11 protein-coding genes are annotated in these 13,208 nt (G+C 31.2%); 2 read left to right on the forward strand and 9 right to left on the reverse strand.

Annotated elements, in window-relative coordinates; all coding sequences use genetic code 11:
- Positions 1-211: 211 nt before the first annotated feature.
- On the forward strand, positions 212-517 hold the full coding sequence (locus tag AWE51_RS26995; protein ID WP_232517375.1) for a T9SS type A sorting domain-containing protein: 306 nt from the start codon (positions 212-214) through the stop codon (positions 515-517).
- Positions 518-599: 82 nt separating this feature from the next.
- Here the strand turns inward: AWE51_RS26995 and AWE51_RS10045 are convergent, their stop codons facing one another.
- The 5 genes from AWE51_RS10045 to AWE51_RS10065 all read right to left on the reverse strand — a co-directional run bounded on the left by AWE51_RS10045 (position 600) and on the right by AWE51_RS10065 (position 6,955).
- Positions 600-1,784: an acetate/propionate family kinase gene (locus AWE51_RS10045; protein WP_066312975.1), complete on the reverse strand. Its 1,185-nt coding sequence runs from the start codon at positions 1,782-1,784 to the stop codon at positions 600-602.
- Positions 1,785-1,838: 54 nt separating this feature from the next.
- The gene (gene pta, locus AWE51_RS10050; protein WP_066312977.1) at positions 1,839-3,932 is read right to left on the reverse strand and encodes a phosphate acetyltransferase; all 2,094 of its coding nucleotides are present in this window, start codon (positions 3,930-3,932) and stop codon (positions 1,839-1,841) included.
- Positions 3,933-4,171: 239 nt separating this feature from the next.
- The gene (locus AWE51_RS10055; protein ID WP_066312982.1) at positions 4,172-5,254 is read right to left on the reverse strand and encodes a hypothetical protein; all 1,083 of its coding nucleotides are present in this window, start codon (positions 5,252-5,254) and stop codon (positions 4,172-4,174) included.
- A 9-nt stretch (positions 5,255-5,263) separates the two neighbouring features.
- Positions 5,264-5,647, reverse strand: a complete 384-nt coding sequence (locus AWE51_RS10060; RefSeq protein WP_066312986.1) for a lipocalin family protein — start codon at positions 5,645-5,647, stop codon at positions 5,264-5,266.
- 207 nt (positions 5,648-5,854) lie between these two features.
- Complete coding sequence (locus AWE51_RS10065; RefSeq protein WP_066312989.1) at positions 5,855-6,955, reverse strand: DUF2911 domain-containing protein; 1,101 nt, start codon at positions 6,953-6,955, stop codon at positions 5,855-5,857.
- Positions 6,956-7,410: 455 nt separating this feature from the next.
- Here AWE51_RS10065 and AWE51_RS10070 point away from each other — a divergent pair, with 455 nt between their 5' ends.
- Positions 7,411-10,380, forward strand: a complete 2,970-nt coding sequence (locus AWE51_RS10070; RefSeq protein WP_066312992.1) for an endo-beta-N-acetylglucosaminidase — start codon at positions 7,411-7,413, stop codon at positions 10,378-10,380.
- Between the two features lie 73 nt (positions 10,381-10,453).
- Here the strand turns inward: AWE51_RS10070 and AWE51_RS10075 are convergent, their stop codons facing one another.
- From AWE51_RS10075 to AWE51_RS26455, 4 genes are all read right to left on the reverse strand, one after another.
- Positions 10,454-11,683, reverse strand: coding sequence for a peroxiredoxin family protein (locus tag AWE51_RS10075; protein WP_066312995.1), 1,230 nt, complete (start codon positions 11,681-11,683; stop codon positions 10,454-10,456).
- Positions 11,684-11,752: 69 nt separating this feature from the next.
- Positions 11,753-12,103, reverse strand: a complete 351-nt coding sequence (locus tag AWE51_RS10080; RefSeq protein ID WP_066312997.1) for a hypothetical protein — start codon at positions 12,101-12,103, stop codon at positions 11,753-11,755.
- Between the two features lie 84 nt (positions 12,104-12,187).
- A complete protein-coding gene (locus AWE51_RS10085; protein WP_066313003.1) occupies positions 12,188-12,856 on the reverse strand; it encodes a hypothetical protein in 669 nt (222 codons plus the stop codon).
- A gap of 82 nt (positions 12,857-12,938) precedes the next feature.
- Positions 12,939-13,142, reverse strand: a complete 204-nt coding sequence (locus AWE51_RS26455; RefSeq protein ID WP_157766062.1) for a hypothetical protein — start codon at positions 13,140-13,142, stop codon at positions 12,939-12,941.
- Between the last annotated feature and the right edge of the window lie 66 nt (positions 13,143-13,208).

The following is a 13,208-nucleotide window of genomic DNA, read 5'->3' on the forward strand; positions in this document are numbered from 1 at the left end:
TATATTTGATATTGGTAGTGCATATCTTTATCAATTATCGAAACAAAATGAAATTTCGCCAAAAGTGAATACCAATGGTAATTGGAAATTAATACAAGAAATACGGGGTACACAAGAAAACGAATTTTTAGGTAATAGAGTTCGTCTTAATGATTCAGGATCTTTATTGGTTGTAGCGGCTGAAGGATACAGAAATTCTAGTTTTGCAAATGTGGGTGCAGTTAGAACCTATAAAAACACCACAACAGTTTCTGAACCTAAAAAATCATTTAAGAACTTCGTTTCTCTTTATCCAAATACATTTGACTCAAATGTAAATCTTAGATTTACCGAAAATTCAACGTCAGATGTACTGGTCAAAATTATAGATTACAAAGGTGAAATCGTTCAAGAAGCATCTTTTCAAAAAAATAATACCGTCACCATACCTACCAATTCAATTACAAACGGTATTTATTTTGTACAAGTTTCAGATGATACAGGCAATTATGCCACGCTTAAAGCTATAAAACAATAATTACATATAGAGTACTATAACAACACACTACTACATTTAGGCGAATCATAAATTCATGGTTCGCCTAATTTATATGCTTTTTTTAAGAAAGTAATTCCCAAGATTGTCGAGCAATTTCTAACTCTTCATTAGTAGGAATAACCAATATATTTACTTTTGAAGTAGATGAACTTATATCTCGTACTTCTTTAGATCTGATTACATTTTTTTTATCGTCTAATTTAATTCCAAAAAAGTCTAAATCTTCACAAACCAATCTTCGCATTACATCAGAATTTTCACCTATACCTGCTGTGAATACGATTGCATCCAATCCGTTCATTACAGTTGCATATGCGCCTATAAATTTCTTAATGCGATATGCATTCATCTTTAACGCTAGTATACATTCTGAATTTCCTTTTTCAGCTTCAGTCTGTATATCTCTAAGATCGCTATACCCTGTTAATCCAAGCATACCACTTTCCTTTTGCAATAAAGTATTAACTTCATCTAACGTATATCCTAAAGTATTCACCATATAAAAAATTATTGCCGGATCAATATCTCCAGACCTTGTGCCCATTATTAATCCGTTCATTGGTGCAAATCCCAAGGTATGATCAATACTTTTTCCGTTTTTAACGGCAGTCATACTACAACCATTGCCAAGATGAATCGTAATAATAGTAGAGTTTTCCTTTTTTAAATGTGCTATTGCTTTTTGAGATACATACTTATGACTGGTCCCATGAAATCCATATAGTCTAATATTATCTTCTTCTAATAAGCTATTCGGAATAGCATACTTATACGCTTCAACAGGAATTGTTTGATGAAAAGCGGTATCAAATACGGCTACTTGTTTAGCGACCGAAAAAATATCTTCTGCTACTAAAATACCTTGAAGATTAGCAGGGTTATGTAAAGGTGCTAATGCCGAGAGTTTTTCTATTTTATCTTTTACTTCATTGGTAATTTCGACAGTCTTAGAAAAAGTACTTCCTCCATGAACCACTCTATGTCCAACCACTTGAATTTCTGAAGATGATTGGATTACCCCTACTTTAGAATCCATTAGATATTTAGAAATAAGCTGTAGTCCTTGCTTATGGTTTTTTATTTCATCAACCTTTTCTATTGTACTACCTTTGGCTTGATAACTTATTTTTGCATTATCTAAACCAATACGTTCTACTAGTCCCGAACAAATAACATACGCTTCGGGCATTTTGAACAATTGAAATTTTATAGATGAACTTCCTGAATTTAATACTAGTATTTGCATAGATTTACTTTAGAATCACAAAATCATGATCCAGCTTATTATTTTTAATCACATTTACAACCCTTGCGCCTGTATTGCGGTAATGATTACTGTATTATAAACATCATCAACTGTACAACCTCGGCTTAAATCATTAACAGGCTTATTTAAACCTTGTAACATCGGCCCTATTGCCAATGCACCAGTTTCTCTTTGAACTGCTTTATAGGTATTATTTCCCGTATTAAGATCCGGAAATATCAAAACACTTGCTTGGCCCGCCACATCAGAATCTGGTAGTTTGCTTTGCCCTACTCTCATATCAACAGCAGCATCATATTGTATAGGGCCTTCAATTTTAAGATCGGGATGTTTTTCTTTAACAATTTCTGTTGCTGACCTAACAATTTCTACATCTTCACCTTTACCCGATGTGCCAGATGAATATGATAACATGGCTACCTTTGGTTCTATACCAAAAGCGGCTGCAGATTGTGCAGAGGAAATAGCTATTTCAGCTAACTCTAATGCATTAGGATTAGGGTTTATAGCACAATCTCCAAATACGGATACTCTATCCTCTAAACACATAAAAAACACCGATGAGACTACTTTTACTCCAGGTTTCGTTTTTATAAACTGTAATGCTGGTCGAATGGTATGTTGAGTTGTATGTACAGCACCCGATACCATTCCATCGGCATGCCCTTTATAGATCATCATTGTTCCAAAATAGGATACATCTGCCATCATATCTTTGGCCATATCCAAGTTCACATTTTTATGTTTTCTTAGCTCATAAAATGTCTGTACATAATCATCATAATGAACAGATGTGGTTGGATTTATAATCGCCACTTTTTCAAAATCTATCGAAATATCAAGTTTCGTTGCTTTATTTTTAATCTTTCGTTCATCTCCTATCAAAGTAATTTTAACAACTTCTGAAGCTAACAACCTAGAAACAGCACGTAAGATTCTTTCATCTGAACCTTCAGGAAGAACAATATGTTTTTTATGTTGTAATGCCCTTTTTAAAAGGTTGTATTGAAACATTTTTGGTGTTAATCCTTCTGAAGTAAAAGTAATTAGCTTATCGGATAATCGGTCTTCATTTACATATCTTTCGAAGGTACTAATTGAAGTATCTATCTTTTGAACATTATCAAGGTAAATCTTGGACTTAATGGATCCTATTTGGTTCGTAATTGAAAATGTTCCGCTTGGGACGGATATAATAGGAAACGAAATTGAGACTCCTTCTATTAGTTTCAAAATAGATTTTTCTGGAATAATACCTCCGGTAAGAATAATTCCTGAAATTTTTGGATAATTATCAGAAATATTAGCCTGTAAAACTCCTAAAATAATATCGGCACGATCTCCAGGTGTAATGACTAAACTATTATCTTTTAAATGAGTAAGATAGTTTCGTAATTGCATAGCCCCTACTCCAAAACTCCCTGCTTGGTTATTCAAGAATTCTTTTCCGAAGAGTACATTTCCATCAAGTTTGTGCACTATTTCCTTAATCGTAGGATTACTTAGCATGTCTATTTTTGGAATAACAATACTATCTACATTTTCGCCAAAATGTTCTTTAAAATCTGCTTTTAATTCTAATTCACATCCAGGAGTTACTTTATTAGCTACAAGGGCTAAAACCTCTACATCTTTTCCATGAAATGTATCAAAGGCTAGTTTTAAGTTCCCTAATAATTCATCATTTTTTTTGTCAGCTCCACTAGCCACAATGACCGCAGGAATACCTAAATTCTTAGCTATGACTACATTAATATCGAACTCTATAATACTACCCTCATCAGAAAAATCGGTACCTTCTACTAATATAAAATCAAATTTTTCTTCAAGATTTTTATACTTTCGAATAATTCCATCAATAATTTCTCCGGATTTACCTTGATTGTATTTCTGCAGAACTTCACTTCTGGTAAAAGCAAATGCATTTTTGAAATTAATATCTAATTCAAAATGGGATATAACGGTATTAATATGATTATCTACTTCTCCCTGGGCAGGGTCATCAATAATAGGTCTAAAATATCCTACTTTAGCAATTTTACCAAGTAGCATACGCATCATCCCTAAAACAACAATTGATTTACCACTATTGGGTTCAATAGTAGCAATAAAAACAGCTTTACTCATGTACATAAATTTGGTGTATACAAAGATACAGTAATGTACTAATGTAACATAAAATCGTAAGCTGTTAAAACTACTTTCTACAATACTATTGTGATATTAATAATTTTGCATTCTTTTACATAAAAAAAGACCCTGAATAACCCCATCATTTTATGATATCATACAAATTTTAACGATTTAATTAGTTCTAATAAATCTATTTTACCTAGATGTAATTCTTTTAAATAGAAATTCTTATCTCAAAAATTAATGCCTAACTCCAGTTCGACACCAAAATTCTTACTATATACTTTAGAGGTTTGTATTTGTTGAAAAAGACCTGCTCCTAATACTACTCCAAAATTCTGCCATGGAATTATTTTTATACCTTGTGATGACCTTATTCCTACAAGGAAATTATGCTGTCTTTTATCATTCTCATCTTTAGTCATTTCTAGTCCTACGGGTATATTTAAACTAAGGTTAACATATACTCCTTTTCCTATTTTAAGATATCCATCAAAACCTCCTCCAAGTGTAAATGCGTCTACAGATGTATATCTTTTACTTTGTAGTGATTCTGGTTTTATTTTATATTGATCATAAGATATAACAAAGGGTATCAGAAAATCCTTGGCATTATCGGCAAAACCTATATAACTGATTTTCCATCCATCCATATGTTTACTATATCGCTTTTTAAAAGTTACTATGTTATACCAATTGCCTAATTCACTTTGTCTTACTTCTGGTTCGGTATAAAAAACATCGCTTGCATTTGTTTGTTTATATGAAAGATTGGTTTTAGACTTGATATTCTTTGTGTACCTATTCATAAAACTTAAAACACAATATTCTAATGCAGCTCTAACTCTTTTTTCATGAGTTTCAAATATTTTTGACTCATTAGCTATGGCAAAGACCTCGTCTTCGTAATGACGTACATTAAAAAGTTTCTGTAAATTATTATTCTTTTTTTCATAAAAAACCAAGTTAACATGAACCCTTGTAAGTATATTTTTTACACTAATTTGAGATTGTTGTATATCTAAATTTTGAATTTCGATATACACCGGTTTTGCATTTTTGGAAGGTAACAAAGACGCCCTCGTAAAATTTAGAACCGCTGTAGGTGCATCAGGAGATAATTTAAAAGGAATCTTTTCTCCTGATCTAGTAATACTATGTCCTAAATATTTTTCTTTTCTCGTATCAAAAACTTTTTTGATATATATCAATGAGTCTTCTGTTTGAAATGGAACAGTTTTTAAAACAATTTCTTTCTGAGCAAAAATTATCGAAGACATCAAAAATATCGAAATACAACAGGTAAATTTTATCATAAACCTGATTTATAAAATAGAAGTATAATGAACCTCTAATGCTCTAATTTCATCAATATCAAAACGTAACACTAACGTTTTGGATGTCAAAGAAATGATATAGGCTTTTACCTTCTCTTTTTTTTGATCATTCATCATTATATACCCTCCATTAGTATTAAATATCCAGGCGCCGTACTCTTTCTTTCCTTCTGATAAAGATGTATACGTCATATCATCCTTAAAAAAGATATAGTCGTTTTTCTCCTTTTTTGAGGGTGAATATTCCTTATTTTTAATCTTGTAGGCATATAAGTGCCAATTTTTTAAAAGATCTTTTTTATCTATTTTTTGTGCATTGCCATAGTGAATTGAAAAAATAAATACTAACGTGGTTAAAATTGTTCTGATCATCTTATGATTACTATTTAAATTTTATTTTTAAATCTTAATCAAAAATAATATCTCCGGATACTACTATGTTTGTCCAATTAAGACAAAGTATACACCTATTTAATAGATAATGTAAAAATTAAAGTACTGAAGTATATCTAAAATTAAATACAAAGACCGTCTAATATGATTTAGACGGTCTTTACATTTAGTAGTATATATAATCTCCTAATTTATATCTTCTCCTTTTTTAAGTTTTTCTAAGGCTCCGCTTAATCTTGGTTTAAAACGTTCTGGCGCTTTAGTCATAGCAACATTTATTGATTTAATTGCATTTTTATAATCTCCATTTGCAGAATATGCTCTTGCCAAACCAAAATTTGAAGGCCAAGCTCCATTATTATTTTTAACATTATTTTTTAGAATAGCTAAGGCTTTTTCTTTTTGCCCTTGTCCGATAAGTCCTGTTCCTAATTGAAATACTTGAGAAGCACTACCTAATTTAGCTGCCTTATCTACAAGCGGTAATGCTTTATCAGTCTTACCTTGTTTCATCAAAATCTGAGACTTAAGAGATAGGTTAGCAAAAGTTTCTTTACTAAAAAAACTACCACTAATTGATGTATTAACCCACTCTAATGCTTGATCTAAATCACCTGCATTAAATGCATACCCTGCTGCATTATCCCAAGTTGCTTGTGTAAACCCTTTAGTATTTCTAAGATCATTTTTAATCCCCTTCATTACAAGGTTTTTTACATCTACTTCTATTTTAAATGGGATCTCCTTTTTTTCCCATCGTAATGCGGCTACAGTGCTGTTTGCTTCAAAAGACGGAAATAGATAGGTCAATGTCTCAGTATGTCCAGTTTCTTTCGTTTTTACATCTACTCGTAAAACATCTTCTTTTTCATCATAAAAATAGCTACCCCAAGAACTTGTGTTTGCCGAAAAGATAATCGTTGCATTTCCATCTTCCTTCAATGCAATATGTAAACCGTATTCTCCTGCTTTAAGATCTTTACCTTCTACTTTTACATCATGCGAAAATTCTATAATAGTATTCATATTAGCACCCGCTCTCCAAGGAGCAGATTTCGAAGTCCCAAAACCTAGATCATTAAAACCATATGGTACTAATTTACCCCATATTTCACGTTCTTTAACACTTGGTCTACCGTAGTCTATGGTAATATCAGTTATTCCCACTCGTTGAGAAACTGTTGCGCGTTGACTTGCTTCTGGTGTTTGTAGTTGAGCACTGGATTGAGTTGCAAACAACAGCATGGCCGCAGCTATGCAGGTTGTAAACAGATTGAATTTTTTCATTACTGACTTTTTTTTGAGTTACGTATTATTACTTGTAGAAATCTGACTAATTCCTAACTCGAACAATGTAGCGGCTATTCATCAATCCTCATGTTAGCATAGTGTTAAACTCAAAAGAAAAGTAATAATAGATTGTTAAACTCTGGTTTATTATGAAATTAAAGACATTTAATTATTGAATTTTCAACAATATCATATATTACAATGTTTATTAATATAATTTTTAGTCGAATAGAATTATATACAAGACTTGTAATATACCTTCACCTATGCTGTTATGTCATTGGTCGAAAAAAAAATTACATAATAATTAATAGTTTGAAATTGAGATCATAAGATATGTTGATCAAATCTTACTTCTTACAAATAAGTCTAGAAACAATTTATAATTGAAAAAACACAAAATCAATTATTCCAGATTTCCTAGATAATTACAGACTCAAAAAAATAATATCATGCAATTAAAACCTTTATTATCCACCAGTGTTTTTTATGTACTACTTATTATAAGTATATCATCTAAAGTTCATTCTCAAGTAATAGCAGATGCTCCACCATTTGTTTTAACTATAGAACAACTTAAAAATTGGACTTCTGATGGCCCCACTGCAGATGCAACTAACATTTCTGAAACGCCTTTGGCTACCCGTTTTACTTTAAACAGCACACAATTAAATCCCACATTAAGCAATGATATGCAGATCATATATGCTCCAGATGGGATGAATGGTTTAGCCAATTACACTAAAGAACAGTCGAAATTTAACTTATACAATTTTAAGCACTGGAGCTATATCGATAAGCTTATTTGGTTTGGCGGAACTGCAGATCAGACTATACAAATACCATCTGCTCCATGGACAAATACAGCTCATAAAAACGGAGTTAAAGTTTATGGTAATGTCTTTTTTGCTCCTAATGTATTTGGAGGAAATACTTCTACAGTTACTAATTTTCTTGAAAAAGATAGTAATGGCAAGTTTATTACTGCTCAAAAATTAAAAGAAATGTCTACTTATTATAAATTCGATGGTTGGTTTATTAATATGGAAACGAATACTACTCCGGTTAACGGATTACTTATGCGTGAATTTGTAGAAGAACTTAAGCATATCTTACCATCTAATCAAGAAGTAATTTGGTATGATGCAATGCTAACGAATGGTCAAGTACGATGGCAAAATGAACTAAACAATAACAATAGTACTTTTTTACAAGATGGTAATTCAAGAATATCAGATGGAATGTTTATTAATTTTTTCTGGTTTGGAAGTAATCGTCCTAACAATTCTAAAACAACAGCCAATACTATAGGTAGAAGTTCTTTTGATGTCTTCACTGGAGTTGATCTTTGGCCTACGCGTAATCAAAGTGCTTTTGAATCAGGTGGGAATCGTTGGATGGAAGCACTACATACTGATAATTCTCCAATTACATCAATAGCACTTTTTGCTACAAACGCCGTTTTTCAAAATGATAGGTATAGTAATTTTAGAAACATTGATACGGATATCGAAAGAGATCGCTTTTATAATGCTGAAAAACATCTTTTTGGAGGGGAAGATCTTAATCCTGAAATCATAGATGACACTGCTTTTAAAGGTTTAAGTAATTGGATCCCTGCTTCTTCGCCTATCACAGCACTACCTTTTAAGACAAGTTTTAACACTGGTCATGGTAGAGTTTTTTCTAAAAATGGAGCACAAACTACAAGAAATTGGCATGATATTGCCAAACAGGATATATTACCTACATGGCAATTTGCAATTCAAGGTAACAGTAATCTTACAACATCTTTTGATTTTTCTACAGCATATAATGGGGGTAATTCATTAAAAATCGAAGGTGTTTTAAAAGGTACAGGACTTACAAATTTAAAATTGTATAAGACAAAACTTCCTGTTACATCAGATACAAAAATTGATATTACTTATTCTCTAGGTAAAAAATCCAAAACGAATATGAATCTAATTGTTGCATTTACCGATGACCCCACAAATCTAATAACATTTAATATCGGAAAAAGTAGAAGCAACGGATGGAATATCAAAACTATTAACTTAAAGAAATACGCTGGAAAAGAATTGGCTCTTATAGGATTTCAATTTTCTTCTGATAATGATGTAGATGACTATAAAATCAATATCGGAGAATTACAAGTTTTTAATGGCCCTGCAGGTGATTTAAATCCCCCTATCTCCAATTTTAATGCTAACGCTACTTCTATAAAATTGGGGGAATCCATTACATTTCTGAGTAATTCATCTACAGGAGCATTTTATAAAATATGGCAATTTCCGGGAGGATCTCCAAGCAGAAGTACTTTAGAAAACCCAACGGTAACATATAATAAAATAGGAAGTTATACTGTGAAATTAATTACTGTTAACCATAGAGGATTTGATATTGAAAAGAAAATAGACTATGTAACAGTTGATAATGATCCTATTACCGATTTTACTGTTAATACATCAACTATACAAGTAGGAGAATCTGTTGATTTTCTTAACACATCTACTAATGATAATTCTTGGTCTTGGTCTTTTCCAGGAGGATCACCTTCTACTAGTACTCAAGAAAACCCTACAGTGATTTACAATACCGTTGGAGCGTTTGATGTTTCTCTTACTACAACCAATCAAGATGGATCAAATACGCTTACCAAACCTTTTTTAATCGCTGTTTCTGATAATAATGCTATTGATCATACAGACCCTGTAGGAACTGGTGTACTAACTGCTAGAGCAGAGATAAATGAAGCTGAGTCTAAAGAAAAAGCTTTTGATAACCTATCTGGGCCTTCTAATTTTACTAAGTGGCTTGATAATGGCGGAACTCCCAGCCAAAATGACCCAAGTTGGATACAAATTCAACTACCTGAAGCAAAAATTGTTAATACCCTTACGCTTACTAGTCCAAATGATGCGCCAGATAGAGATCCAGAAAATTTTAGACTATTAGGGTCAAATAATGGTATTGATTTTACATTATTACAAAATTGGGATGAGCAATTTTTCATTATTCCATTTGAAAAAAAAGTTCTACCCTTTTCAAACACTAAAGCTTATTCATATTATAGACTTGAAATCACAAAAAACAGAGATGATGTTTCGCTCACTCAAATTGCCGAAATAGAATTAAGAGGTCCAAATCAAGAGGCTTTAAATACGAATAGCATTCTTGAAAATTCAGAAATAAAACTCTATCCCGTACCTGCAAAAAACACTATTACACTAGAGGGAGAATTTCCAGAAAATTCGGTAATGCATATAATCAATACAACCGAAAAGAAGATATTAAGATCTAAACCTATAATTTCAAAAACAACGACTATAGATCTTTCTAAAATTTCTTATGGGGTTTATATAATTTCAATCACAAATAAAGAAAAAACATTAGTCACGCGTACCATCACAATTAATTGAACTTAAAATTTCATAAAAAAGTCATAGTAAAGCAGTACTGCTTTACTATGACTTTTTTAAAGTATTCTTTTGATTACTCTGATAATAGTTGATCTATAAAACTCTCAAATTCTTTCTTAAAATCTAAGTACTTATCTCCTGTAGCCGGGCCATTAAAACCTGTATGAATTTTACGAACCTGACCTTTTTTATCTATAAATATAGATGTAGGATACGATAAAACGTGATTAAGCATTGGTAATTTTTCTTGTGCTTTCTTTTTATCTGAAGTACCATATTGTGCTAATAAAACAGGATATTCTACTTTTAATTTACTTTGTAATCTTTTTATGGATGTAAAAGCTTTTTCTTGTGTCTTAGCATATTCAAAAGCAAGTGCAATAAAGGCTACGTCTTTATCTTTATTACGATTGTAATACTCTACATAATATTTAGTCTCATCCATACAATTAGGACACCAAGTTCCCATAACTTGAACAATAACAACTTTATCTTTAAATCGATCATCGTTTAGCGAAACTATATTACCATTAACATCGGGAAAACTAAATGCCAGACGATCATAACCCTCATTAAGAAATGTTAATGAATCTGCAGATGGTAATTCATAAGAAGCATTCTTTTTTGAAGTAAAAGGTTCTTTCCAGTGGTTACCTGAATAAAAGTGTCCATTTAATGTGCTATCTGTTACCTTAGCGGTAAACAAAAAAGCATGTGCTCCATCAAAAGCTGATAATTCTAGTATATCGTTATTAAGAACTCCTTCAAGGTATCTATAATCTCCTGTTGTTGTTCTAAAAGTTCCTGTAACTATATTTCCATTTTGCTTAAATATTCCTTTAGCAATATATCGATCTTCATTAGAGTCTTTACTAAATATAGTTTCCCAATTACCTGTGATATCATATGATGGTTTGGCATTAACTTTAAAACGATCTTGTACTCCATAAGTAGCTTTAAAAGGAACAATCCTATTTAAACTCTCTTTAATAAAACTACCAGAAATTGTTATTGAATCTATAAATTTAGCTGCAACATACCCCTCAAACACAGGGAAATTGATTCTAATAGAATCTTTATCTATAGATATATCCTCTACATCAATAATTTCTTCTGCATTAAAAATTTTCAATGTTTGATCTTCCATAACCTCAAATAAAAATGGAAGTTTTTTGTTATCCTGAAGCTCAAGTTCTGCTCTCCAAGGACCGCTTTTAAAATTTATACGTTCCTGTGTTTGTTCTTTTTTACAGGATGAAATTATGAGTACCAGTAAGATGCTTAAAATAATTTGTTGTTTCATAGGTAATTATAAAAAATGCCTAGAAAGAGAATTCTATCTAGACATTAGTATGTATGTATTAATTATGTATTAATTGTCTGTTTTGGTTTTTTTCTTTCCTTCAACTTTCCCTTCTCTCAACCCTTGTGTCTTTTTTTTCTTCCTTCTTTTATTTTTCTCTATAACATCATCAATTCTAGCCTGACGTTGTCTTTTTGCTTCCTTTTTATCGTTCATTGTTTTAGCCTTAGGCTCCACTAAAACCTCTGCAGCACCTCTTTTTCTTGGGCTGTTTTTATTTACTTTCTTTTTATTGGCTTTCTTATTCGTTTTTACAACGTGCGTACTTTTATTCGTGTTTTTTTTGCTTTGAGCAACCATTGTATTACTTCCAAAAAGAAAAACAATTAACGTTACCAGAACTATTCTAACTATTTTCATAACTTTTATATTTAGATACTTCAAAAGTAAATATCATTTATATAAATGAATACTTTTTTTAAGAATATTAAAAGTAAAACTTTACTACTTATCTTTTTGATTTATCTCATCTAATTTTTCTTTTCCTTTTTTCACCTTATCTTTTCCTTTTTTAACAGATTCTTTTAAACCTTTTAATTTTTCTTCGGCTCTAGCAATTTTGGCTTCTTTTTCTGCAAGTTCTTCTGGAGTTAATGCTTCTTTTCCTGTCTTTTCCTTGGCTTTTGCCAATCGTTCTTTAGCGGCAGCTATTTTTTGTTCTCCTTTTTGAATTTTGGTATCACTTTTTGAAAGCTCTTCTGTTTTTTTGTTAATTTTATCTTTTGCTTCCTCAGCTCTTGCCTTACCAAATTCTTTTCCTTTTAACTCTCCTTTGTTTTTACCATAGGCCTTACCTTTAGATTCTTTTTTGTTTTTTTTCTCCTTTTTTATTCTTTCATCATCATCATCATCATTTCCTTCTTTATTTTTTCCCTTATTCTTCATTTTATCGGCTTTGTCTTTTCCTTTTTGTTTTACCTTATCCGATATTTCCTCAGCTTCTTCTATTTCTTCATCCACCTCTTCCTTAATTTCCTTTACTTTGTCTTTTCCTTTCTTTTTTTTCTGAGCAACTTTCTCTTTTGCTTGTTTGGATTTTCCTTGTGCCGTAACAGAATAATTTCCTGCTCCAAAAATTAATAGTATTACAATAAATAATCTAATAAATTTCATGATTTGGTTTTTAAGTTATTACTTAGGTTTAAACTATATAATCAGGGTAAATTATATAGAAAAGGTTTATTAAGGAATGTAATTATATATCATCCAAGTCTTCTAAAGACTTTTCTAATTCATCGGATTTAGCCTCTATTTCCTCAGATAATTCATCTAATTCAGATTCAACAGCTTCTACTTTTTCTAATACTTCTCTACTTTCGGCTTCTTCTTTTTTCTTATCAGTGCAAGATATAAATACCATCAGTAATATTAGAATTAGAGTTTTAGTAAATATTTTCATGTTCTTTATGTTAGTTTTATCCAAGATAGGTCTTTTTTTTTTTAATACCAATTAATACTATTTGCC

Source organism: Aquimarina aggregata, assembly GCF_001632745.1.
GTDB lineage: Bacteria > Bacteroidota > Bacteroidia > Flavobacteriales > Flavobacteriaceae > Aquimarina > Aquimarina aggregata.